This window comes from Pseudomonas avellanae BPIC 631 (assembly GCF_000444135.1).
Classification (GTDB): domain Bacteria; phylum Pseudomonadota; class Gammaproteobacteria; order Pseudomonadales; family Pseudomonadaceae; genus Aquipseudomonas; species Aquipseudomonas avellanae.
The window spans coordinates 1-21,948 of sequence record NZ_ATDK01000567.1; the positions used below are offsets into that span (position 1 = coordinate 1).

22 protein-coding genes, 2 tRNA genes and 1 pseudogene are annotated in these 21,948 nt (G+C 58.0%); 6 read left to right on the forward strand and 19 right to left on the reverse strand.

Translation table 11 applies throughout. The features are described from left to right. Positions 1-95: 95 nt before the first annotated feature. The 3 genes from DW49_RS0125915 to DW49_RS0125930 form a co-directional block, all read right to left on the reverse strand. On the reverse strand, positions 96-542 hold the full coding sequence (locus tag DW49_RS0125915) for a GNAT family N-acetyltransferase (protein WP_005621643.1): 447 nt from the start codon (positions 540-542) through the stop codon (positions 96-98). A 223-nt stretch (positions 543-765) separates the two neighbouring features. Continuing rightward, entirely contained in the window at positions 766-1,353 is a 588-nt protein-coding gene (locus tag DW49_RS1000000131305; RefSeq protein WP_229687527.1) for a DUF4145 domain-containing protein, read from the reverse strand. A gap of 360 nt (positions 1,354-1,713) precedes the next feature. Beyond that, a tRNA-Thr gene (locus tag DW49_RS0125930) sits at positions 1,714-1,789 on the reverse strand. Between the two features lie 104 nt (positions 1,790-1,893). Here DW49_RS0125930 and DW49_RS1000000132980 point away from each other — a divergent pair. From DW49_RS1000000132980 to DW49_RS0125950, 3 genes are all read left to right on the forward strand, one after another. Then, positions 1,894-2,136 (forward strand): hypothetical protein, encoded by a 243-nt coding sequence (locus DW49_RS1000000132980; protein WP_024419650.1) that lies wholly within the window; start codon positions 1,894-1,896, stop codon positions 2,134-2,136. Positions 2,137-2,549: 413 nt separating this feature from the next. Next, positions 2,550-3,548: a J domain-containing protein gene (locus tag DW49_RS0125940; protein WP_005621641.1), complete on the forward strand. Its 999-nt coding sequence runs from the start codon at positions 2,550-2,552 to the stop codon at positions 3,546-3,548. A gap of 536 nt (positions 3,549-4,084) precedes the next feature. Continuing rightward, positions 4,085-4,399, forward strand: coding sequence for a DUF6124 family protein (locus DW49_RS0125950; protein ID WP_003383260.1), 315 nt, complete (start codon positions 4,085-4,087; stop codon positions 4,397-4,399). Between the two features lie 294 nt (positions 4,400-4,693). Here the strand turns inward: DW49_RS0125950 and DW49_RS0125955 are convergent, their stop codons facing one another. From DW49_RS0125955 to DW49_RS1000000131315, 6 genes are all read right to left on the reverse strand, one after another. Further along, positions 4,694-5,965, reverse strand: a complete 1,272-nt coding sequence (locus DW49_RS0125955; protein WP_005621639.1) for a methyltransferase — start codon at positions 5,963-5,965, stop codon at positions 4,694-4,696. A gap of 1 nt (position 5,966) precedes the next feature. After that, positions 5,967-6,656, reverse strand: coding sequence for an ABC transporter permease (locus DW49_RS0125960; protein ID WP_003383265.1), 690 nt, complete (start codon positions 6,654-6,656; stop codon positions 5,967-5,969). Further along, a complete protein-coding gene (locus DW49_RS0125965) occupies positions 6,653-7,348 on the reverse strand; it encodes an ABC transporter permease (protein ID WP_024419647.1) in 696 nt (231 codons plus the stop codon). The genes DW49_RS0125960 and DW49_RS0125965 overlap by 4 nt, the downstream gene beginning before the upstream one ends. A gap of 66 nt (positions 7,349-7,414) precedes the next feature. Continuing rightward, positions 7,415-8,179 carry an ABC transporter substrate-binding protein gene (locus tag DW49_RS0125970; protein ID WP_005621635.1) on the reverse strand — a complete coding sequence of 255 codons (765 nt, stop codon included), beginning with the start codon at positions 8,177-8,179 and terminating at the stop codon, positions 7,415-7,417. Between the two features lie 14 nt (positions 8,180-8,193). Continuing rightward, positions 8,194-8,967: an ABC transporter ATP-binding protein gene (locus DW49_RS0125975; RefSeq protein WP_005621633.1), complete on the reverse strand. Its 774-nt coding sequence runs from the start codon at positions 8,965-8,967 to the stop codon at positions 8,194-8,196. Between the two features lie 60 nt (positions 8,968-9,027). After that, positions 9,028-9,288, reverse strand: a complete 261-nt coding sequence (locus DW49_RS1000000131315) for a hypothetical protein (RefSeq protein ID WP_080543384.1) — start codon at positions 9,286-9,288, stop codon at positions 9,028-9,030. Positions 9,289-9,491: 203 nt separating this feature from the next. Here DW49_RS1000000131315 and gabP point away from each other — a divergent pair, with 203 nt between their 5' ends. Next, entirely contained in the window at positions 9,492-10,883 is a 1,392-nt protein-coding gene (gene gabP, locus DW49_RS0125980) for a GABA permease (RefSeq protein ID WP_005621629.1), read from the forward strand. Between the two features lie 47 nt (positions 10,884-10,930). Here gabP and DW49_RS0125985 read toward each other — a convergent pair whose 3' ends face one another. The 10 genes and pseudogenes from DW49_RS0125985 to DW49_RS0126025 all read right to left on the reverse strand — a co-directional run bounded on the left by DW49_RS0125985 (position 10,931) and on the right by DW49_RS0126025 (position 18,277). Continuing rightward, the gene (locus DW49_RS0125985; protein WP_005621627.1) at positions 10,931-11,416 is read right to left on the reverse strand and encodes a hypothetical protein; all 486 of its coding nucleotides are present in this window, start codon (positions 11,414-11,416) and stop codon (positions 10,931-10,933) included. A 140-nt stretch (positions 11,417-11,556) separates the two neighbouring features. Next, positions 11,557-12,063 carry a methyl-accepting chemotaxis protein gene (locus DW49_RS1000000134440; protein WP_229687528.1) on the reverse strand — a complete coding sequence of 169 codons (507 nt, stop codon included), beginning with the start codon at positions 12,061-12,063 and terminating at the stop codon, positions 11,557-11,559. 63 nt (positions 12,064-12,126) lie between these two features. Beyond that, a pseudogene (locus DW49_RS1000000134445) lies at positions 12,127-12,903 on the reverse strand (PAS domain-containing protein); the annotation flags it as partial. Between the two features lie 310 nt (positions 12,904-13,213). Next, positions 13,214-13,492 carry a hypothetical protein gene (locus DW49_RS0125995; RefSeq protein WP_005621623.1) on the reverse strand — a complete coding sequence of 93 codons (279 nt, stop codon included), beginning with the start codon at positions 13,490-13,492 and terminating at the stop codon, positions 13,214-13,216. Between the two features lie 153 nt (positions 13,493-13,645). Beyond that, positions 13,646-14,020: a type II toxin-antitoxin system VapC family toxin gene (locus DW49_RS0126000; protein WP_005621622.1), complete on the reverse strand. Its 375-nt coding sequence runs from the start codon at positions 14,018-14,020 to the stop codon at positions 13,646-13,648. Continuing rightward, a complete protein-coding gene (locus DW49_RS0126005; RefSeq protein WP_005621620.1) occupies positions 14,017-14,244 on the reverse strand; it encodes a type II toxin-antitoxin system Phd/YefM family antitoxin in 228 nt (75 codons plus the stop codon). Before DW49_RS0126005 ends, DW49_RS0126000 begins: the two co-directional genes overlap by 4 nt. A 209-nt stretch (positions 14,245-14,453) precedes the next feature. Then, a tRNA-Phe gene (locus DW49_RS0126010) sits at positions 14,454-14,529 on the reverse strand. A gap of 101 nt (positions 14,530-14,630) precedes the next feature. Beyond that, entirely contained in the window at positions 14,631-14,903 is a 273-nt protein-coding gene (locus tag DW49_RS0126015) for an oxidative damage protection protein (RefSeq protein ID WP_002555777.1), read from the reverse strand. Beyond that, entirely contained in the window at positions 14,900-15,967 is a 1,068-nt protein-coding gene (gene mutY / locus DW49_RS0126020; protein ID WP_005621618.1) for an A/G-specific adenine glycosylase, read from the reverse strand. The genes DW49_RS0126015 and mutY overlap by 4 nt, the downstream gene beginning before the upstream one ends. Before the next feature lie 84 nt (positions 15,968-16,051). Next, positions 16,052-18,277, reverse strand: coding sequence for an AsmA family protein (locus tag DW49_RS0126025; protein ID WP_005621616.1), 2,226 nt, complete (start codon positions 18,275-18,277; stop codon positions 16,052-16,054). Positions 18,278-18,780: 503 nt separating this feature from the next. Here DW49_RS0126025 and DW49_RS0126030 point away from each other — a divergent pair. Further along, entirely contained in the window at positions 18,781-20,442 is a 1,662-nt protein-coding gene (locus DW49_RS0126030) for an OFA family MFS transporter (RefSeq protein WP_029768435.1), read from the forward strand. Positions 20,443-20,679: 237 nt separating this feature from the next. After that, positions 20,680-21,879 carry an amino acid aminotransferase gene (locus tag DW49_RS0126035; protein ID WP_024419646.1) on the forward strand — a complete coding sequence of 400 codons (1,200 nt, stop codon included), beginning with the start codon at positions 20,680-20,682 and terminating at the stop codon, positions 21,877-21,879. Positions 21,880-21,948: the final 69 nt, after the last annotated feature.

A 21,948-nucleotide genomic window follows, 5' to 3' on the forward strand; every position in this document is an offset into this window, starting at 1 on the left:
CCAGCAAGCAGACGAAGCAGGTCCATGATAGCAAAATAATAGCCGAGGGCTTGTATAAACTTAGGTAGTGAAACAGTCTCTAAATAGCTGCCCAATCAGGCTTTGGTCAACAGCATGATGTGTGTGGCATGGATATCTTCTGTCTGCATGAAGCCGCAACGCAGGTAAAACGCATCGCCTTCAGAGGTGTCAGTGGAAAGACGCACGCACTGAAAACGAAGCGCGGCCTGCGCAATCAATGCTTTTACCAGCGCCTGACCTACATGTTGCCTCCTTACAGTAGGTGTCACGTACACACGCCTTAGCCTTGCGGTATCAGTTTTGATATACGGATCGACCGATAGCCCCCCGATGCCTATGAGTTGCTGCTGCGAATAAGCTGCCATAAGACATTCGCCAGGCGCATCAAAGCGATTTGCTCCGGAGTGCCATTCTGAAATCAGGCGTGTCAAAAATCTGAAGCCCTCTGCAACCGCCTCCTCCTCCAAGGCAAGAACCTGTGAGGGCAGGTGCGCAATTTGCTGAATCTCGATGGGTTGCATTCATCGTCCTCCGATTCGTTGATAATTCTTCAGGCCGGTGAGAGCTCGTCACCTGCATGCTATGAGCGATGCAAGTGGATGCTTTGGCTGCTTGCTGCCTCCAAGCTCAACGAGCTGAATTGGTAAAGGGGCGTGTGCTTCAAAAATACACTTCGCTTTAGCATAGAATAATGGAGTGAGACCAAGCGTGGCGCTAATGAGTTACAAATACTGTAGTTTATCTTTAATTTCTTTTCGAGCGCGACGGGATCGATTTTCCTAATTCAACGGCTGATGCTCTCATTGAATGCCGATGTAAGAGGTTTTCGACTATGTCCATTACAAGTGTTACGTCATCCGATTGAAGAACATATCCTCTATGAGCGGCAGCATGGCCAGCATCAAGAGCAACTTCGAGTATCTCTTGATCTACAGAGCTCAAATGTCCACCGCGAACGAGTGCTGCGAGCTTTTTTGCAAAGCCGCCGACATCACCAATTGTAGCGTTGATGTAAATATCTATGAGCGCCCTCACGCCCATAATGGTCAGCCTACGGCTGTCTGCGTGTAAGGCTGTGTAGATCTCTCTGAGAAGAGACTGCCATTCATCTGGAAGCTTTGAAACCCAGGGTGGACTCTTTCTGGATATCCTAGGTGGAAAGTACTCAGTCTCTGCACTCATATCGTAGTCTGAGTGCCAATGCTCTACTTTGAATAAAACGCTCTGGCATCCACAGCACGACCATATTCTGTATATTGTTCCCCACTCCTCCCAGGGATTACGATCTGTATTTGTAACGCTGACCGCGTATTGCCTGACCTCGTCGTGCATTGTCCAGCTCGCGCAACGATTGCAATGGGCGCTACTCATTATTGCTTCCGAGGCCATCTCTTCGTAGCTGACCTGTTAAGAGTTCGGTGGTGTTGGAAAATTTATATGCTAATACTTGGAGTACGTACACAGCTAGATTCTCCGAAATCCCGGCCAAGCGAATGGTGAACCCGGTGTCCCATTGCATCGGCTTTTTTTCAACGTTCAACTGCGAAAAACGCTTGGTGTTTTCGATCCACCCCTTCGCTATGGCTGACCAGATCCAGGCTTCGTAATCGGTTTCGGGCAAGGATTTGTACGTTGAATTGTACGTACTACAGAAAAAAAAGGGCCTGCATCGCTGCAAGCCCTTGATTTGTATGGTGCCGGCACCAGGAGTCGAACCCGGGACCTACTGATTACAAGTCAGTTGCTCTACCAACTGAGCTATACCGGCGTAATGGGCTGCGAGTATATAGCTTCTGATGCGCTTGTAAACCCTAGCTGTCTGATTCAGTTGAAAAAAATTGACCGTTGGTGCTCCAGGTGGGATGTGGGCGGGTGGTGGTGCAGGACGTTTCCTTTGGTTTGCAGCGATTGGTCTGGTTGATGTGTGTGAGCACTGCGCTTTTGAACGCTGATTTTGCTTCTGCTGCGGGCGGCTTGAGCGTCAAGGAGGGCTGGATTTTTAACCTGGCCTTGCAAACCGACGGCTGTAGCGTTGATGGCTATCTGGCGCATGAAAAGGCGCTGAGCGGGGCTGGTGGTTTTGGGGGTGTTGCAGGGCGGGTGGGCTTTGCATAGGCTTGTTCTCAACGGCCCAGGCTACTGAGTCAGCAGCACAGGCCGTTAGCTTTTCAGCCATGCAGACAAAGGACTGTCTGGTGAGTGATGCGATGGATCGTAACCGGGCTTGGGGGTGTTGTGTGCCGCAGGCTGGTCATTCGCTGAGGAGTTGTTGAAGAATAGGTGTCATTGCGTCTGGCCTGTTGGGTCTTGCGCAAGGTGGGGCCGAGGATTGCTGTCTGAATCGCATGAATGTGCGTCTGGATGGTCGCGAAGGTTTCATCGATGTTTCAAGAAATGCCCGGATCCTCTGGATTCGGGCATTTTCTTGTGGGCTGGTTCTTGTTGCGTGGCATTTGCACTGGAGCTATGGGCTTTTTGGCCGATATAGCTGTATCAAAAATGGCAGTCGGCCATGGACAGCAAGTGCAATGCAGAGAACGCCCACGCATTACGAGCTGCTGAGTGTTGCTCGCGATGCCTCTCCTGAGCAGATCAAGAAGGCTTATCGCAAGCTGGCGCAGAAGCTGCACCCGGACAGGAATCCCGATCCTTATGCCTCGGACATGATGGGCGTGGTCAACGCGTCTCATGATGTGCTGGCCGACCCCGGACGGCGGGCGGCTTATGACGCGCAGCTGGCTGCCGATGAGCACAAGGCCCGTATCGAGGCGCAGCGTCGCAAGCAGGCGCATGCGGCGAAAGGGCAGGCGGTTCATGTTTATGCTGCAACCTCTGCCGCTGCGACTGTGACGCCCGCTCGGGCGGCTCGAGCAGGCCCGGCTCCCAAGGCTTCACCTTACAGTGACAAGCGTCGTCGCCATGCGTGGCGCTGGGCGCTGGTATTTGTGGTGTTCTGCGCAGGCGGGGCGTGGATGGGGTATGACCCGGAGGCGGGCAAGGCGTTTGTGCCGGCTGAGCCAGTACCTTTGGCGCAGACGTGGGCCAAGGCTGCACCCGCCGCACCGGTTGAAGAGCCTGTGGTCAGCCAGGCAAAACCTGTTGAGGCGGTGGCGTCGGAGTGTGAGGTGCCTGCGCTGGACCCGATGGGCGCGCCTTGGTCGGACAAGGCGGGGTATGTGAAGGACATGCCGTTGCTCAAGGACAACGGCTGGTCGCAGATCACTGTGGATAACTCGGCGGGTGAGTCGGCGGTGTATGCCAAGGTCACCGATGCGGTGGGGCGCAGGGCGTTTCGGCATGCGTTCGTGCCGGCCGGGGCGGTGTTCAGTTTTGCCAAGATGGACCCGGGGCTGTATCTGCTCAAGTACAAGATGCTCAATACCGGCTGCGCCTTTGCGTCGGGGCGTATTTTGCTGGAGGAAACGCCGATGGGCAGTCAGATCAAGTCGAGTGCTTACAAGCTGACGTTGCGTAAGCTGCAGAATCGAAGTGTGCCGTTTACGCGGTTGAAGGATGATCAGTTTTAGAGGGCATTTTCTGTTTGTGGTCTGATGGCCGGAATCTGACGCAGAGTCACGGTGCTCCTATTTTGCTGTCGGTTCCCGACAGATCGTGGACAAGTCCACTCCCACGGCCTTCGGCCAGAATCCCAGGCATCGTGTGTGCCGATATCATCTCCCACGGCCTTTGGTCAGCATCAAGAGCTGCGTGCGTAGAGATCATCTTTTGCAACGCTTTCAGGCCGGTTTTTGCAGGCATGGTCTCTTTCTTTTGAAGGACATTTCCGAGAGAATCCCCGACCGCTTGCGCCTCTCGATTTGTGCTCCTACTCTCCGCCCGTCGCTGCCCATCAGCGATCGGGTTTAGTCGCCTGGGTTTGAGTTAAGGCGTATCGCGTCGCTGTCATATGCAGGTTTTCTTCCTGCATTCTATGGCGGCTATGCGTAAGGGCACCCTCGGGTGCGCCGGTCTTAGCTCCCGGTCGACTAACCTTCGTACAGCTGCCACCTCAATCGTTTAGTCGCGATCAAGTGGCAGTTTCCATTGAGGAGAGAGCTAAAACATGGTCAAAGTAACCCCCGATCCACCCAACACCGCCCCGATCTTCGACAAGGCTGTCGTCAAGCGCGCCATGGCGTGTTACCTGCCAGTTCCTCGATCCCCCAGAGAACCCCACGACAGCAAGTTCGACTTCATCAGCCTGGAAGCGACGTTGGTGCATGCGCTGGATTTCCTGCGTTGCGCATCGGCCACCGCTTACGAACTCGGCGATGAGTTGACCGGCTCACAACGCGACCTGGCCTTCGCCTCCATGCACATGGTGGAGATGGCCAAAGTGATGATCGAGCGCTCGGTGGAGTGTGTCGAAGAGGTCTGAAAACGCGCATCAGACAGGTCGTGCACAGGCAACTGCGTGTGCACGATCAAGGCGTGTAAAAGGATTGTGCCAGAGCCTTTACCAAATCTTTATGCACAATTTCGGAATAAAGAATTGCCCGGGTAACCAAATATGTGCAGTCAGGCGCATTGTGCCGCAAAGCACTGTTTTTAAGGGTTTAAGGACGTCTGGCGAGAAAAAATCAGGGGCTTCATTAACTGGCGCGCCAAGCTTTAACGCACTCATCCACATTTTCATCAACAGACTTATCCACAGGTTGCTCTACTGTTTGCGTCACGATTTTCGGGCCAGAATCAGCAGGTTGCGCGGTGTAAGCTGGCTCTCGCAGAACGTCCCGACGCTGACGCTGTAACCCTGCTCTTGCACGTACATCGCCCGGTCGAGCACCAGCCATACTTCCAGTGCGCGACGAAACAGGTTGCGCACCAGTTCCAGATTGCGTACGTGCGCCAGTCTTTCCCAGCCAGCGGCTTCGAGTGCTGGCCAGTCCTGCTTGCCCGGTGCAGGAAGACTCTTCAGTTTCGCCAGATGACAGCAATAGTCAGCGTAGGGCGCGTCCAGCCAGGACGTCGGCAGCGATGGCGTGGGCAAGTAATCGTCAATGCCGCGCAGATTGCGCTGTAACAGATCGAAGCCAAGGCGACGGGCCATCGACGTATCGCGCTGCCGGCGCACACGAGCGCCTGCGGTGACGGTTTCGCTCAGCGGCAGCCCGAGTTCGTCCCGTGAGAGCTTCAAGCCGGATGCCTTGCCTTCGCTGGACAACGGCTGGTAGTTGTCGTGACGGGTGCGGTTGTAACAGCACGGCGCAACGGCCATGTGCTGGCAGCCGGTCTGGCTGGCCAGCTCCATCAACTGAATGTGCAGATCGCCGCACGCATGCAGCGCCACGGGCGTGTGCTGTTCCTGCAGGCAGCGCCAGGCATCATCGGCCATCACGTCCTGCTGCACATGCCGCGCCTCGATGCTTTGCCGGGCGCTGAGGGTCAGGCCCGCCTCGATCAGCGCCGGGTCGTGTTCCAGGCAAGTCAGGCTTTGGCCACGCGCCGTCAGACGACGGCCCAGATGGCCTTTGCCTGCGCACCAGTCCAGCCAGTGAGTGGTGCTGTCGCGCATGTCCAGATGCGCCGCAAAGGCTTCGATCTGCTGCCATTTACGCCCCGGCACATCGACGCTCATGCGCGCATCGACGGGCGTCGGAGGGAAGGCGGGCAGTTCGGCAACGTGGCTTAGTGCGACGGCTTCGGCAGCCAGTTGGGTAAAGGGGAAGGGTGCGTCGAGGTGTTCCGGGTGATTGTGCGCCGCTTCGGCCTGCGCCAGCGTGCGGTGCCGTAGCCAGTGCGACAGCTCCGGGTATGTGCCTTCCCATGGCAGGTGCAGGTGGGTGAACGGCTTGGGCCGCCACAAGGCCTGATGCGCGAACAGGAAGCTGTCCAGAGCACGAAAGTGGCTGCTTAGGTGTTCGTCCTGCAAGCAGGGTTCAGAGGGCATATCGACGGCCTCGCGTGACAGGGTGCTGGCTGGATCGACGCCAGCACCCTTCATATCAGCGCCCCTGACTTGCGTCTACACGCAGCAGCTTTTCCAGCAGGCGGAAGCCTTGCACCAGCACGAATGTCATCACCAGGTAGAACATGCCGGCGGCAAAGAAGATCTCCACCGGCAAGTAAGTGCGGGCGATGATCGTGCGCGCCATGCCGGTCAGTTCCAGCAGGGTGACAGTGCTGGCCAGCGCGCTGGCCTTGAGCATCAGGATCACTTCGTTGCTGTAGGCGGGCAGGCCGATGCGTGCCGCGCGGGGCAGGACGATGTAGAACAGCGCCTTCCATTTCGACATGCCCAGCGCACGCGCAGCCTCGACTTCGCCGACCGGCACGGCCTGAATTGCGCCCCGCAGGATTTCCGCGATATAGGCGGCGGTGTGCAGGGTCATGGTGACGACCGCACACCAGAACGGGTCGCGCAGGTACGGCCACAGCGGCCCCTGACGCACGGCATCGAACTGCGCCAGGCCGTAATAGACCAGAAACAACTGCACCAGCAGCGGCGTGCCACGGAAGAAAAAGATGTAGGCATAAGGCAGGGCACGCACTGGCCAGTGCCGCGAGGCGCGAGCGATGCCCATCGGGATGGCGAGGATCAGACCGGCGATGACGGCAATGGCCACCAGCTCCAGGGTCAGGGTCGCGCCCTGCGCCAGTCGCGGCAACCATTTGATGATGACTTCCCAGTTCATGACGCGCTCCTCAGAAAGCCGCGACCGGCACGTTTTTCAAGGAAGTACATGCCGATCATGGCCAGCACGGTCAGGCCCAGGTACATGATGGCCGCGACCATATAGAACGTGAACGCCTCTTTGGTGAAGCCCACGGCGATCTGCGCGTGGCGCATGATTTCTTCCAGGCCGATCACCGAGACCAGCGCGGTGTCTTTCATCAAAATCATGAACAGGTTGCCCAGGCCGAGCAGGGCGATGCGCCACATCTGCGGCAGCACCAGCTTGAAGAGGATGCGCGACCGCGACATGCCCAGCGCCAGTCCGGCTTCACGATGGCCTTTGGGAATGGCGAGGATTGCGCCGCGAAACACCTCGGTGGCGTAGGCGCCAAAGCACAACCCCAAGGCGATAACCCCAGCAGCGAAAGCGCTCAGGGCCAGGTTGGGAATGCCGAGCAGTTCGCCCAAAGCGCGCATGCCGTTGACGGTGCCGAAGTAGATCAGCAGCACCCAGAGCAGTTCGGGAATGCCGCGTACCAGCGTCGAGTAGGTGCCGCCCAGCCATTGTAGCGGCTTGTAGGGCGAGGTCTTGGCCAAGGCGCCGAGCAGTCCGAGCACCAGCCCCAGGCACAGGGCCGAGAGTGCAAGCTGGACCGTCATCAGCGCGCCAGCCGCAAGGGCCGGGCCGAATCCGTGGAGATCAATGTTCATGGGCAGGCTTTGTCAGGACCGGTCGCCGCGCCTGGGTTCAAGGCAGCGGCGACGTGGTCGGGTGAATCAGAGAATGCTGAAAGGGAAATACTTGTCGTTGATCTTTTTATAGGTGCCGTCAGCGATGACTTCTTTCAGGGCAACGTTCAGACGCTCGCGCAACGGGTCGTCGCCTTTGCGCACGGCGATACCGATCTTGTCGTTTTGCACAACAGGCTCGCCCTTGAACTCGAAGTTTTGCCCGGCCTCGCTTTTCAGCCACTCGTAGCTGACGTATTTGTCGGCCAGCATGGCGTCAACGCGACCGGAGAGCAGATCAAGAAAAGCGTTTTCCTGAGTGTCGTAGAGCTTGGCGTCCATGATCTCCAGTTTGTCTTCCAGCCAGGTGGCGGCCAGTGTCGAGCGCTGTGCGCCCACTGATTTGCCGGTCAGGCTTTCCTTGGCTTTTTCAATGGACGAAACATCAATGGAGGATGTCTTCGGCGCCAGAAACTGCAGCTTGTTCGAGTAGTACGGGTCGGTGAAATCAACCACCTGCTTGCGCTCTTCGGTGATCGACAGCGACGAGATCAGGAAGTCGAACTTCTGCGCGTTGAGCGCCGGGATGATGCCGTCCCAGTCGGAGGTCACCACTTCGCATTCGACTTTCATTTTGGCGCACAGGGCTTGACCGATTTCATAGTCGAAGCCGACCACCTGGCCGCTCGCATCCTTGTTATTGAACGGCGGATAAGCCCCTTCAATACCCATTTTCAGCTTTTCGGCAAAGGCACCGCTGCTGAACGCCAGCGTGGCCGCCGCAACCAGCAAGATCTTCTTATACGTCTTCATGGGGTGTTGCTCCGTTAGCGGTGACTCGACATGAATTGTTTGCACCTTGCCGACAGCGGGTTTTCGAACACTTGCTGTGGTGTGCCCTGTTCTTCGACCATTCCTTTATGCAAAAACACCACTTCACTTGATACCTGACGTGCAAAATTCATTTCGTGGGTCACCAGCAGCATGGTCCGGCCTTCTTCGGCCAGGGCGCGAATGACCCCGAGTACTTCCTGAACCATCTCCGGGTCGAGCGCCGAGGTCGGCTCGTCGAACAGAATGACCTTCGGCTGCATGGCCAGCGTACGCGCAATGGCGGCACGTTGCTGTTGGCCACCGGAAAGCTGGGCGGGGTACGCGTGACGCTTGTCAGCGATGCCGACCTTGGCCAGCAGCGCTTCGGCCACCTCAATGGCTTCGGCCTTGCTCTGGCCAAGCACACGACGCGGGGCTTCTATGATGTTATCGAGCACGCTCATGTGCGGCCAAAGGTTGAAGTTCTGGAATACAAAGCCGATCTGGCTGCGCAGGCGGTTGATCTGCCGATTATCGGCGGCAATCAGGTCGCCGTTGCGCGCCGCCTTGAGTTTCAGTTCTTCACCGGCCACCAGGATCTGACCCTGATGCGGGTTTTCCAGCAGGTTGATGCAGCGCAGCAAGGTGGACTTGCCAGAGCCGGAAGAGCCGAGGATCGAAATGACGTCGCCATCGCGCGCGGTCAGCGAGATGCCTTTGAGCACCTCAAGCTGATCGTAGCGCTTGTGCAGGTTACGGATTTCCAGGGCGGGCGTGGCCTCAGCCATGTGGGGTCCTCATAAAAGTGTTCGCTCGTGCTGCTGGCGAACGCCAAGCTAGCACAGCGTTTAAAGGACAACCATCAGCGTTGAACGCTCAATGTGACAGCGTTCGCCGGGTTGTCGCATCGCGGCAGCAGACTGTCGCTGGAAGGCAAGCATGATGCCTGTTTCAGGCGAGCGTGCGCGAAAAAGGCGCGATGTTGCCAGCTTTGAACGGGTGTTGGAAGCAGCTTTTAGCGACTGGCGACCAAGAGCTTGCACTGTTTTTGCGCCTTTCGCCGGGCGCGGGGCTTTTTTGGTGCGCGCATGTAGACGATTCTGAGGCATTCGGTAACAAATCCTACAGACGGCGTAAACGTTTCAACGTCCTGCATGCCTCGCGGACTACGCCACACGCCTTGTAATCTCTGAGCGACGTCGTTTTTGAAATATTTTGGCGTAATTCTTGCGTCAATAATAAAGAACGGCACCGTAGCTTTCTTTTTACGTAACGCTTCGGTGTGCCTCGCTCGTCTTGCACAGGTGGTTTTATGAGCAGTACCGCTAACTCTTCCGAGCTCGAACAAGGGCTCAAACCTCGACACATCACGATGCTGTCGATTGCTGGCGTCATCGGCGCGGGTCTGTTCGTCGGCTCCGGCCACGCGATCGCCGAGGCCGGGCCAGCCGTGCTGTTGGCCTACGCCGCAGCGGGTACGCTGGTGGTGCTGGTCATGCGTATGCTGGCCGAAATGGCCGTTGCCTCGCCGGATACCGGCTCGTTTTCGACCTACGCCGACCGGGCCATCGGGCATTGGGCCGGTTTTACCATCGGCTGGCTGTACTGGTGGTTCTGGGTGTTGGTGATTCCGCTGGAAGCCAACGCCGCTGCGACCATTCTGCACGCCTGGTTCCCCGACATCGCCATATGGATGTTCACCCTGGTCATCACATTGCTGCTGACCGCGACCAACCTGTTCAGCGTGAAGAACTACGGTGAGTTCGAGTTCTGGTTCGCCTTGATCAAGGTTGTGGCGATCATCGCCTTCGTGGTGCTGGGTGTTGCGGCCATCTTTGGTTTGCTGCCGACCAGTAGCGTGAGTGGCGTCAGTCATCTGTTCGACACAGGTGGTTTCCTGCCTAACGGCATGGGCGCGGTGCTGGCGGCGATGCTGACTACGATGTTCTCGTTCATGGGCACCGAGATCGTGACCATTGCGGCAGCAGAGTCCAGGAACCCCGGCAAGCAGATCACCAAGGCCACCAATTCAGTGATCTGGCGGATCTTCCTGTTCTATCTGGTTTCGATCTTCATCGTCGTGTCGCTGGTGCCGTGGAACGATCCGCGCCTGGCCGAGGTGGGTTCGTATCAGACCGTGCTCGATGCGATGGGTATTCCTAACGCCAAGCTGATTGTCGATCTGGTGGTGTTGGTTGCCGTGACCAGTTGCCTGAACTCGGCGCTGTATACCGCTTCGCGCATGCTGTTCTCGCTCGGCAAGCGCGGCGATGCACCAGCGTTGTCCAAGCGCACCAGCAAGGGCGGCACGCCATACTGGGCGGTGATCATGTCGACTGCGGCGGCGTTCCTGACCGTATTCGCCAACTACGTCGCACCCGCTGCCGTGTTTGACTTCCTGCTCGCCAGCTCCGGCGCCATTGCCCTGTTGGTGTACCTGGTGATTGCCGTGTCGCAACTGCGGATGCGCCAGAAGCGCATTGCTGCAGGCGAGACTATCGACTTCAAGATGTGGCTGTTCCCATGGCTCACCTGGGCGGCGATTGCGTTCATCGTTGCCGTACTGACCATCATGTTGATTCAGGAAGAGCACCGCGTCGAAATCATCGCCACCGGCGTGCTCAGCCTGCTGGTGATCGGCGCCGGCCTTATCGTCTCGCGTCGTCGCAAGGCCGGACGCTTAGGCGCTGCTGCGCTGGGCTGATTAGCCACCGGATAACGTGCTGACGCTCTGCGTCAGCACGTTATCGATCAACGCAGCGTCTTGCTGTCTCTTCTGGTCAGCAGATCCGACGCCAGCGTGTAATCCTTCTGGAACGCAGGGCTCTCTATCCATTCGATAGCGGTGTCCTCGTCTTCATCGTGGTGCATGGCGCGGTACACGATCAGCAAGCCCATCATGAAGTCCGTGGCCGGGTCTTCGTCTTCTTCGGAAACCACCAGTGCCAGCACCGGGTACTGCAGGAACACGACGCACAGCGCGAGCTGACTGATGTTTTCGGCGGCTTTCATGGCCAAGAACAGGTCGTCATAGTCAGCCGGGTCGAAGCCGTTCTCGACGATGTCGTTGAAGTCGAACGTGTTGAGGTCAAGTTCGACGTCATCAAACGGCAGATTGACCAGCGCCGAGGCAAACACCGGGTGCACGAGGCTGGTTGTACCCTTGCCCGAGCGGTTCTGTTTAGCCTTGATCTTTGCGCGCTTGGCGCGTTTTTGCTGCTTGTCTGGCGAGGCCATGGGCGGTCCTTTGGCTGGCGTGAAGTGCGATGGCCGCTATTGAAGCGCAGACCGGCTCGATAACCAAGGCTTGGTGGTAATCTGCGGCCAATAAAAAACCCGCAGGGCGCGGGTTTTGATTTGCGGGTGTTACCAGGCCGTCATCGCTTGCCCGGTTTTGCAAACGCTTCAGCTTCGTCTATGCGCGTGGCGAACATGTTGACGGCCTCTACCGCGTCGCTCGCGCCGTCACGGATCTGCACGATGACCTGTCCGGCTTGATCGGCCAGTATCACACCACGAATGGCACCTTCCTGCGTGGCATCCATGCTGGCCACGGCTTCGCGTGTTTCGGCGAGGATCTTGCCGATCATCTCGGCAATCTCGGTGGTAGAGCCGCTGGTACGGCCCGCCAGTTGTCGCACTTCGTCTGCTACCACGGCAAACCCGCGACCCTGATCACCGGCACGCGCTGCTTCGATGGCGGCGTTAAGCGCCAGCAGGTTGGTCTGGTCGGCGATGCCGCGGATGGTGTTGACGATGGCAGTGATCTGCTCGGAGCGATCCCCGAGTTGCCCGACCAGCTTCGCCGACGCGCCGATGTTTTCAGCGATCTGACGCATTTCCCGCGCGGTTTCCTGAATGACCAGCGTGCCTTGTTCGGCCACTTTCTCGGTTTCTGCCGAGATATGGTAAGCGCGTGAGGCGCCGTGCGCGTCGGCTTCCTGCTTTTCGACCCGAGCGGTAATGTCGCTGGCAAACTTGACGATCTTGTAGAGCTTGCCGTCGACATCGAAGACCGGGTTGTAGGTGGCTTCAAGCCAGACGACCCGGCCATGCTTGCCAAGGCGCTTGAACTGATCGCCAATGAACTCGCCATTGTTCAGCTTGCGCCAGAACTCGGAATACTCCGGGCTGTTGACCAGTGACGGCTCGCAGAACGACCTGTGGTGCTTGCCTTTGATCTCGGCCAGCGCATAACCCATGACGTGCAGGAAGTTGGCGTTGGCGGTGATCACATTGCCGTTGGGCTCGAATTCGCAGACCGCCATGGCCCGGTCTACTGCAGCGAGCTTGCTGTTGGTCTCGTTCTCCAGCATCACGCGCCGGGTGACGTCCAGTGCGTACTTGACCACCTTGACGACTTTGCCCTGAGTGTCGGTCACCGGGTTGTAGCTGGCTTCAAGCCAGACACTCTGGCCGTTCTTGTTGATGCGCTTGAATGTCCCGGAGATGAACTTGCCGGCCTTGAGGGATGCCCACAGATCCGCGTACTCGCGGCTGCGAAGTACTTCCGGTTCGCAGAAGTCGCGGTGCGTCTTGTTGGCCAGCTCATCGGCCCGGTAGCCCATCGTGGCGAGAAAGTTATCGTTGGCCCGAAGGATCTTGCCGTCGAGACCAAGCTCGACCACAGCCATTGATTTTTCCAGCGCGCTTGTCAGTCCTTTGAGTCCATCTACCTCGGCCTTCATGACTGTTAGTTCAGCTTTGTTCTTGTTTCCGAACATAACCTGCCCCTTGGTGTATTTGTGGACTTGCTGTGATTAGAGTATCGGCTCGAAAAGCTGCGGCATGAACGGGTCATTGCAACAATTGGCTGGATAAATCAAGAGATTTTCTGGCGTCAAAAAAGTGCAGTTTTTTATAAAAAAATACGCTGACTATAGGTGCACAGATATCTGAAAAAAGCGGTCTGCCCGCCAAATTCCGGACAAAGAAAAGCCCGCGATGGGGGAGCGGGCTTAAGGATTCACACTTGGGAGCAGCTCTACAATGCCCTGTCGGCTGTGAAAAGTTTGTGAAGGGTTTTCACTGTTTTCACTTTTTTTCCGGCTGAATGGTTTTGGTCACTTCGGAGGTCGGCACGAAGGTTTTCGACTCTTCAGCAGCGGCTTCCCTGGACGCAGCCTTGTCCTTGGCCGCTTCGGTGTTTTCTTTGGCAGCCTCGTTCACCTTGTCCTGAGCCGATTCCATCTTCTCCTGGGATTTTTCCTGATGAGCCTGAGCATCCTGTGCTTTCTGTTCGGACTTGCTGTCGCAGGCAGCCAGACCCAGAGTGGCGACGATGAGGAGGGCGGAGGCAGTAAACTTGAGCACGGAATTTTCCTTGTGGAAGCAAATGTATGGCTTCGAGGGCGGGCGGGGAAAATTAGTTCAATGGGATGGGGTGTTCACAGCTCTGGATGGCGCGTCTTGATGCCGAATTTAGTCTCGATCAGAGGCCCAATGGCTGTTCGGAAAGCAGTGGATTCAAACGATGATGGTGTGAGGGTAGGCGTGCATGGCGCTGTCATGCGTGACCAGAGTTATACCCTCTGCAAGTGCCTGAGCAACCATAATTCGGTCAAATGGATCGCGATGATGGTTTGGCAGGCTGGCAACGGCCAGTCCGTGAGTCGAGGTGATGGGTAGCTCCAGATAACCTGCGTCTATCAGTTCCTTGCGCAGCAGTGCGGGGTTCACGCCTGTGCGCTCTGCACCTTTTATTGTCAGTTCCCATATGCTCGCGGCACTGAAATATAAGGTGTTGGCCTCATCGTCAATTAGTTGGGCTGCCGCCGCGGGGAGCTTGGTATCGCCGGTTGCAGCCCATAATAGAATGTGCGTATCGAGCAGCAGCTTCATTCCTTGCCCTCAAAAAGCTCTGTAATTTCTGCGTCCATGGCATCCGAGGCTTCTGCGTCAAACGTCACGTGGCTCAACATTCCTCTGCGCTTGGGTGCAGAAATGGGCACCAGCTTGGCAACCGGTATGCCTGCTTTGGCGATAATAATCGTTTCGCCGCCCGCCGCTGCGTCGACCAGCTGCGAGAAGTGGGTTTTGGCTGCGTGGATGTTGTGGGTTTGCATGGTATAGCCTCCCGTTTACGTAAGGCCCTATCTTGGTCCAGTGGGTGGACTAAGTAAAGGGCGTTACATCCGAAGGCGATGGATTTATCGACTGGGGCCGGTCGCGCCAAAGAAGAGTGCAGGGCTTAGCTCCAGACAACAAAAAGCCCGCACGAGGCGGGCTTCTTGTGTGCTTTCAGGTGTGCTTGGCATCACCTGAAAACGAAAGGTGGTGCCCAGAGACGGAATCGAACCGCCGACACGGGGATTTTCAATCCCCTGCTCTACCGACTGAGCTATCTGGGCAACGGGGCGCATTAAACGTGTTTTTCAGGAGGTCGTCAAGCGTGTTTTTTAAAAAAATTGAATTATTACCGACGCTTACGACCTTCACTGCGTGAAACGCTTTATTTTTCGGGGGGAACGTAGCCTTCGGCCTGGGCGTATTCTTCGCCGGAGAGGAACTTGTCCATCTCGGTCTGGAGGAATTTGCGGTCTTCGGCGTTCATCATGTTCAGGCGACGTTCGTTGATCAGCAGGGTCTGGTGTTTCTGCCAGTCGGCCCAGGCTTTCTGCGAGACGTGGTTGAAGATGTCTTCGCCCTTGGCGCCAGGGTACGGGGCGCGTTCCAGGCCGGGCAGTTCTTCTTTGTATTTGCGGCACATTACGGTGCGGGTCATGACGACTCTCCTGCGTTCAATACGTCAGCTGCGCGTTTGAGCAGCTTTTTCACCGGGGCCGCAAGGCCCAGGCGTGGCGGGGTGGCGAGGTTATACCAGAGCCAGTCGGCCTCGGCCACGTGATCGGCGGACTCCTGGACTTTGACCAGCCAGGGTTCGATGCTCAACTGAAAGTGGCTGAAGGTGTGGACCAGCCCCGGCAGTTCGTGATGCTCGCCCAGTTGCAGCGCGTGCTGCGTGGCCAGGTGCTGCAGGTCATCGAAGTCATCCAGCTCCGGCAGGCTCCACAAACCACCCCACAGGCCGCTGGAGGGGCGACGATAAAGCAGAATCGCGCCGTCTTCGTTGGCAAGCATGGGCATGAGTGTGCGTTTCTGTGGCACGGTCTTGCGCGGCTTGGGGATCGGGTAGCGGGTTTCCAGGCCCAGCATGTGCGCCTGGCAGGCTCGTTCCAGCGGGCAGAGCAGGCAACTGGGTTTGCTGCGGGTGCAGAGCGTGGCGCCGAGGTCCATCATCGCCTGGGTGTAGTTGTTGACCCGGCTGTGCGGCGTGAAGCGCTCGGCAGTGGCCCATAGCTGTTTGGCGACCCTGGGTTCGCCGGGGTAGCCTTCTTGCGCGGTAAAGCGCGCCAGCACGCGTTTGACGTTGCCGTCGAGGATCGGCGCGCGAAGGCCCATGCTCAGGCTGGCAATCGCGCCGGCGGTGGACAGGCCGATGCCCGGCAGCAAAATCAGTTTTTCGACGTCGCGGGGAAACTCGCCATCGTGATCGGCGACCACGATTTTGGCGGTCTTCTGCAGGTTGCGGGCGCGGGTGTAGTAACCCAGCCCGGTCCACAGGTGCAGCACTTCGTCTTCGGGTGCCTCAGCCAGCGCCTGCACGGTCGGCAGGGCCTCCATGAAACGGTCGAAGTAATTCAGGACGGTGCTGACCTGGGTCTGTTGCAGCATGATTTCCGATACCCAGACCCGGTAAGGCGTAATGCCTTGTTGCCAGGGCAGGTCATGCCGGCCATGACGGTCGTACCAGTCCAGCACGGCGCTGGAGAATTGTTCGGGTTGCATGGCCGGGTGGGCTCTCATAGTCGGGATGTGAAAAGTTTTTTGCCAGTGCAGGAGCGCCAAAGAATGGCGCTCCTGTGCTGCGCTTCAGCGCTTGAACAATCCCTTGAGCGCGTCCTTGAGTTCAGGGCTGACCTTGTCGCCCAGTTTCTCGTTCAGCTTGTCCTCAAGCTTCTCGCTGATTCGGTCGCCGGCCAGCTTCGCGGCGATCTGGCCAACGCCTTCCTTGTCCAGACGGCAGGCCTTGGCACCCAGTTCCAGCGGGCCACGGCACTGCACCGGCCATTCGATACCGACAAAGCGCGGGTTGATCTCGCAGGCCGGGTCCGGCATGTCGCTCTTGTCGCCTTCGACGATGATGCCGACGCGGTAGTTCATGCCCAGCACACGCAGGTCTACGTCACCGTTGCCGTTGACGGTCATGCCCGGAATGCGCATTTTCAGGTCGGGGTTGCTGGCGACGCCGTTGCGCATGACCAGCGTGCCGTTGAGTTGCTGGAACGGTGTGTCCTTGGCGCGCGGTTCGCCGCTGAGGGTTTTACGGTTGAGGATCGAAATGCCTCTGCACAGTTGCTGTTCCAGGTTGGCATTGACCAGCACGCCGTTGTTGAGCACGAAGCTGGCGGTGCCATTGAGGCCGTCGATCAGGGCTTTTTCGCTGTTGCCCTTGCCGGTCATGCTGCTGTCGAGGGTCAGCAGGCCGCGTACGGGAGGTGTCTGGCCCTGGCTTTCGAGAACGCGCTCGATAGGCACCTTGGCAATGCGCGTTTGTACGCTCGCAATCGGCACATCCGGACGTGCATCCAGATCACCCTTGACCTCGAAGTTGCCGTTGTAGAGATCGCCACTCAAAGTGTCGAGCTTGATCACGCCACCGCTGGCCTGTGTTCTGAGCGCAGCGTTGCCGATGGGCAGCTTGTTCAGGGTCAGCTTGCCGAAACTCAGGTCTGCTATGACATCCAGCGTGCGCAGACGCTCCAGTGGCAGCAGCTTTGCGCTGCTCCAGGCCGCCTTGGTCGGTTGCTCGGGCAGCGGCGAGTCACCTGCAACGGCGGCGGCTTCGCCCGATTGCACTTCGGATTTACGCGCAGCCTTGGCGCCTTTGCTTTCTTCGCTTTCAGCCGGGCGATAGCGGTCGGCGTCGAAGGTGTCAGCCTTGAGCTGGACGCGCAGCGCCTGTCTGGCGAAGTCGTCTACGGCAATGCGGCCGGTGAAGGTGCTGTCATCGACTTTCAGGTTGAGGTTTTCCAGCGCAAGGCTGGTGGGCGTGCCGCTGAGGCGCGTGACCATTTCAACCTTGCTCAGCGCACCTTCTGCCATTGCTGGCAGCGGCTGACCGATATTCTCGAAGAATGCGCGTAGATCAAGCGGGGCTATGGACAGGCCGCCGCTGATCTGCGGGGTTTTGTCCAGGTCGCGAGCACGCAATTCGCCCAGCGCGCGCAATTGGTTGGCCGAGATTTTGAGGCTGTTCCATTCGGCGATGTTCGCGGTGAGGTCCACCAGCAGTTGGCCCTGGGCCGAGAACGTCACAAGCTTGCCTTGCAGCGGCTCGCCTGCGACTTCGCCGGACAGGCGCATGTCTTCGAATTGATAGCGCTTGAGCACGCGATCCATGCGCAACTGGCCGACCAATTCGGTCTTGGTGCGCACCACCGGCTGGTTGGTGCTCAGGAACGCTGTCAGTTTGATCGGGATATCGGACGCTTCACGAATCGGCCCGGTGCTCAACTGGATGCTCTCAGCCGTGAAGGTTCGGCCCTTTCGGGCGTCGCTGTAATCAACGCGAGCGTTATTGACGGTCAGGCTGTCGATGTCCAGCCGGATGGGCTGAGAAGGGCGGTCGGGTTTTGCCGCGTCCGGCGCTGGCGCAGGGGTCGCTTCGCCGGGTGTGCCGGTGGTTGCGACAGCAGGCTTGCCGATGTCTTCCCAGTTGCCATGGCCATTTTCATCGCGGTGCAGCGTCAGGTTCAGACCTTCGACACGGATGTCGCTCATCTGTACCTGGCGGCGCAGCAGTGGCAGAACACGAACGGACAGGCCAAGCATCTGCACATCGGCAAACGGCTGATCGGGTGCGGTCAGGGTGGCGACACGGGCCTCGTGCAATTCCAGGCCGAGCCAAGGGAACAGGCTCCAGCCGATATCGCCGTCAAGCGTCAGCTCGACGTTTGCCTTGTCGCGTGCCAGCTGTCGAATCTCGTCTTTGTAGTCGTTGGGATCAAACAGGTGGGTCAGGGCGAAGCCCAGAGCCACGATGATCAGCAACAACCCGAGAATAAACAGCCCCAGGATTTTGCCGAACGCTTTCATGGGCGAGTCCTTGTGTCGATGTTCAAAAATAGCCCACGAGTATACCGCTCTGACGCACGGACCGGGCTGCGGATGCCGTCATTGCTCATGGATGTTCAGCTTGAACCGGTTGCCGTCCTCGATTCAGGTCGGGAAAGGACGAAAAAAAACGAGGGGGAGCGGGACGTCCCGCACTCTCTTTCAAGCATCTTCCAGGGGTTAAGCAGACCCGAAAGTTAGTAGCCCGACCCAGAGCAAAACAGGGATTTTTTTATTACTTAATTGAGTACATCTATGGGCTCATAGATGGCGCGGATTAACCTTTTGATATTGATAATAAAAAGCCTGCAACAAGATGCTTATTTGCCATCAGACAGTGATAGTCTCCGTTTTTGCTGGGGTAGGGTGCGTCTTTTTGTCACGTATCCGGATCACCTGCCGATAAAACAGACATGGCCGCACGGCATGGAGTCTGTGGCGGACCAGCGGACCATCTGCGAGCTTCACACATTGGGGTAATTATAATGAGCACAAGTACAGCCTTGGGCGGCGAAGCCGCTCAGCCTGCGTTCTTGTCCAAAGAGCGCATTATCGCCAAGCCCGGTTTCAACCGTTGGCTTGTTCCACCTGCAGCATTGGCAATCCATCTTTGCATCGGTATGGCTTATGGCTTCTCGGTGTTCTGGTTGCCACTGTCGAAGGCAGTCGGTGTAACTGCACCTGTTGCTTGCACTCCGGACATGGGTTTCTTCGCACAGATGTTCGCGTCGACCTGTGACTGGCAGATCTCCATGCTGGGCTGGATCTACACGCTGTTCTTCATCTTCCTGGGTTGCTCGGCTGCCATCTGGGGTGGCTGGCTGGAGCACGCAGGTCCACGCAAGGCGGGTGTTGTTTCAGCACTGTGCTGGTGTGGCGGTCTGCTGATTTCCGCGCTGGGTATCTACACGCACCAGATCTGGCTGATGTGGCTGGGCTCGGGCGTGATCGGCGGTATCGGTCTGGGGTTGGGCTATATCTCCCCGGTATCGACCCTGATCAAGTGGTTCCCGGACAAACGCGGCATGGCGACCGGCATGGCGATCATGGGCTTTGGTGGCGGCGCGATGGTTGGTGCACCCCTGGCCACTGCGTTGATGGGCCACTTCGCTTCGGCTGAAGGCGTGGGCGTCTGGCAGAGCTTTGTGGTGATGGCGGTGATTTACTTCATCTTCATGATCGGCGGCGCGCTGGGCTATCGCGTTCCGCCAACTGGCTGGAAACCTGAGGGCTGGACTGCTCCGGCTGCCAAGGCCAAGAACTCGATGATCACCAACCGTCACGTGCACGTCAGCGTGGCCTGGAAAACACCGCAGTTCCGTCTGGTCTGGCTGGTGCTGTGCCTTAACGTATCGGCCGGTATCGGCATCCTGGGCATGGCTTCGCCACTGTTGCAGGAAGTGTTCGCCGGCAAACTGCTGGGCAACGGTCTGACATTCAGCGAACTCAATGCTGATCAACTGAAGGCCATTGCTGCCATTGCAGCCGGCTTCACCGGTCTGTTGAGCCTGTTCAACATTGGCGGTCGTTTCTTCTGGGCGTCGTGCTCGGATTACATTGGCCGTAAAGCGACTTACTTTGTGTTCTTCGCGCTGGGCTTCCTGCTTTACGCGTCGGTTCCGACACTGGGCCATATGGGCAGCATTGCGCTGTTCGTGGCGGCTTTCTGTGTGGTGCTGTCGATGTACGGTGGCGGTTTCGCGACGGTTCCGGTTTATCTGGCTGACTTGTTCGGTACGCAGATGGTGGGTGCGATCCACGGTCGTCTGCTGACTGCATGGGCTGCGGCAGGTGTTCTGGGCCCGGTATTGGTCAACTACCTGCGCGAGTATCAACTCAGCCACGGTGTTGCACGTGCCGATGCCTACAACATCACCCTGTACATCCTCGCCGGGCTGCTGGTGCTGGGCTTTATCTGCAACCTGCTGATTCGTCCGGTTGCCGACAAGTACTTCATGACCGACGCCGAACTGGCTGCTGAGCAGGCCATCGGTCGCGACAAGGGCGCTAGCGCTGCTACTTCGCTGGAGTGGAAAGCATCCGACGGCAGCAAGCCGCTGGTGATCGCTGCCTGGCTGGCGGTCGGCATCCCGCTGGCATGGGGCGTCTGGATTACCCTGCAAAAGACTGCAGTGCTGTTTCACTAAAAGCCTGTAGGTAACTAAAAGCGCTTGCACCTCGGTGCCGGCGCTTTTTTTTGCCTGGGTTTTTGGTGCGCTGCGCTTTTGACTATCGTGCCAATGCGGAGCATGGGAACGATGACCACTGTGTTCGTCGCGATAGCGATATTCAGTTGACCCGATGTACTCGATGCACTGCCCGTTCCCCCGCAGACGCTGCTACATTAGCAGCCCCTGTTTTTATTGCCTGAAGGAGTTGTTTGCATGCTAGCCCACGTGGAGTCATACGCCGGTGATCCGATCCTTTCGCTGATGGAAGCCTTTGGCAAGGATCCACGCGCAGACAAGGTCAATCTGAGCATCGGTTTGTATTACGACGCGCAGGGTCGTATCCCGCAGTTGGCATGCGTGGCAACAGCGCAACAACAATTGGCCGAAGGTGAGCAGGCAGCCTCTGTCTATTTGCCGATGGAGGGCTTGGCGGCTTACCGGCAGGCGGTGCAAACCCTGTTGTTCGGGGCCGACCATCCGCTGGTGCAGGCCGGTCGCGTGGCGACTATCCAGACCGTGGGTGGCTCGGGCGCGCTCAAAGTGGGGGCCGACTTCCTCAAATATGCATTCCCTGATTCTCAAGTGTGGGTCAGTGATCCGACCTGGGAAAACCACCTTGCGCTGTTCGGCGGGGCGGGCTTCAAGGTCAATACTTACCCTTACTTCGATGCCCAGACTGGCGGCGTCAGGTTCGATGCCATGCTCGACACCGTGCAGGGTCTGCCGGCGCAAAGCATCCTTTTGCTGCACCCGTGCTGCCATAACCCGACCGGCACCGATTTGTCCGTCGAGCAGTGGGACCGGTTGATCGAAGTGATCAAGGATCGCCAGCTCATCGCGTTTCTGGATATCGCCTATCAGGGCTTCGGCAAAGGCATCGACGAAGACGCCTACGCCATCCGTGCGATGGCCGACGCGGGCATCACCACGCTGGTCAGCAACTCGTTCTCGAAAATCTTCTCGCTGTATGGCGAGCGGGTCGGCGGGCTCTCGGTAGTCTGCGAAGACACCGCATCGGCCGCCAACGTATTTGGCCAGCTCAAGGCCACGGTGCGCCGCAACTATTCCAGCCCGCCTGCGCATGGCGCGTTTCTGGTGTCCAAAGTGCTCAACACACCGCCATTGCGTGACCAGTGGCTGAGCGAAGTCGAAGCCATGCGCCTGCGTATCATCGACATGCGCAGCCGTCTGGTTTCGGTGCTGGCGCAGAAAGTTGCCGGGCGCGATTTCAGCTTTATCCTCAGGCAAAGCGGCATGTTCAGCTACACCGGACTAACGCCGCAGCAGGTTGACGAGCTGAAAGATGTTCACGGTATCTACATGCTGCGCAGTGGCCGGGTGTGCATGGCGGGCTTGAATGAAGGGAATATAGACAAGGTGTGTGACGCGATTGCGAGCCTCTTTGCCCACTAAATGCCCTGCTGGTCGTCTGTTTGCTTCATGGCGAGCGCTTCTGAGCCTATAATGCTCGCCTTTTTTCGC

What these genes read in the sequence shown, in the direction of transcription:
- DW49_RS0125915 (WP_005621643.1), bottom strand. Translation starts at nt 542, where the DNA reads ATGCAACCCATCGAGATTCAGCAAATTGCGCACCTGCCCTCACAGGTT.
- DW49_RS1000000131305 (WP_229687527.1), bottom strand. Translation starts at nt 1,353, where the DNA reads ATGCACGACGAGGTCAGGCAATACGCGGTCAGCGTTACAAATACAGAT.
- DW49_RS0125940 (WP_005621641.1), top strand. Translation starts at nt 2,550, where the DNA reads ATGCAGAGAACGCCCACGCATTACGAGCTGCTGAGTGTTGCTCGCGAT.
- DW49_RS0125950 (WP_003383260.1), top strand. Translation starts at nt 4,085, where the DNA reads ATGGTCAAAGTAACCCCCGATCCACCCAACACCGCCCCGATCTTCGAC.
- DW49_RS0125955 (WP_005621639.1), bottom strand. Translation starts at nt 5,965, where the DNA reads ATGAAGGGTGCTGGCGTCGATCCAGCCAGCACCCTGTCACGCGAGGCC.
- DW49_RS0125960 (WP_003383265.1), bottom strand. Translation starts at nt 6,656, where the DNA reads ATGAACTGGGAAGTCATCATCAAATGGTTGCCGCGACTGGCGCAGGGC.
- DW49_RS0125965 (WP_024419647.1), bottom strand. Translation starts at nt 7,348, where the DNA reads ATGAACATTGATCTCCACGGATTCGGCCCGGCCCTTGCGGCTGGCGCG.
- DW49_RS0125970 (WP_005621635.1), bottom strand. Translation starts at nt 8,179, where the DNA reads ATGAAGACGTATAAGAAGATCTTGCTGGTTGCGGCGGCCACGCTGGCG.
- DW49_RS0125975 (WP_005621633.1), bottom strand. Translation starts at nt 8,967, where the DNA reads ATGGCTGAGGCCACGCCCGCCCTGGAAATCCGTAACCTGCACAAGCGC.
- DW49_RS1000000131315 (WP_080543384.1), bottom strand. Translation starts at nt 9,288, where the DNA reads ATGCCTCAGAATCGTCTACATGCGCGCACCAAAAAAGCCCCGCGCCCG.
- gabP (WP_005621629.1), top strand. Translation starts at nt 9,492, where the DNA reads ATGAGCAGTACCGCTAACTCTTCCGAGCTCGAACAAGGGCTCAAACCT.
- DW49_RS0125985 (WP_005621627.1), bottom strand. Translation starts at nt 11,416, where the DNA reads ATGGCCTCGCCAGACAAGCAGCAAAAACGCGCCAAGCGCGCAAAGATC.
- DW49_RS0126000 (WP_005621622.1), bottom strand. Translation starts at nt 14,020, where the DNA reads ATGAAGCTGCTGCTCGATACGCACATTCTATTATGGGCTGCAACCGGC.
- DW49_RS0126005 (WP_005621620.1), bottom strand. Translation starts at nt 14,244, where the DNA reads ATGCAAACCCACAACATCCACGCAGCCAAAACCCACTTCTCGCAGCTG.
- DW49_RS0126015 (WP_002555777.1), bottom strand. Translation starts at nt 14,903, where the DNA reads ATGACCCGCACCGTAATGTGCCGCAAATACAAAGAAGAACTGCCCGGC.
- mutY (WP_005621618.1), bottom strand. Translation starts at nt 15,967, where the DNA reads ATGCAACCCGAACAATTCTCCAGCGCCGTGCTGGACTGGTACGACCGT.
- DW49_RS0126025 (WP_005621616.1), bottom strand. Translation starts at nt 18,277, where the DNA reads ATGAAAGCGTTCGGCAAAATCCTGGGGCTGTTTATTCTCGGGTTGTTG.
- DW49_RS0126030 (WP_029768435.1), top strand. Translation starts at nt 18,781, where the DNA reads ATGAGCACAAGTACAGCCTTGGGCGGCGAAGCCGCTCAGCCTGCGTTC.
- DW49_RS0126035 (WP_024419646.1), top strand. Translation starts at nt 20,680, where the DNA reads ATGCTAGCCCACGTGGAGTCATACGCCGGTGATCCGATCCTTTCGCTG.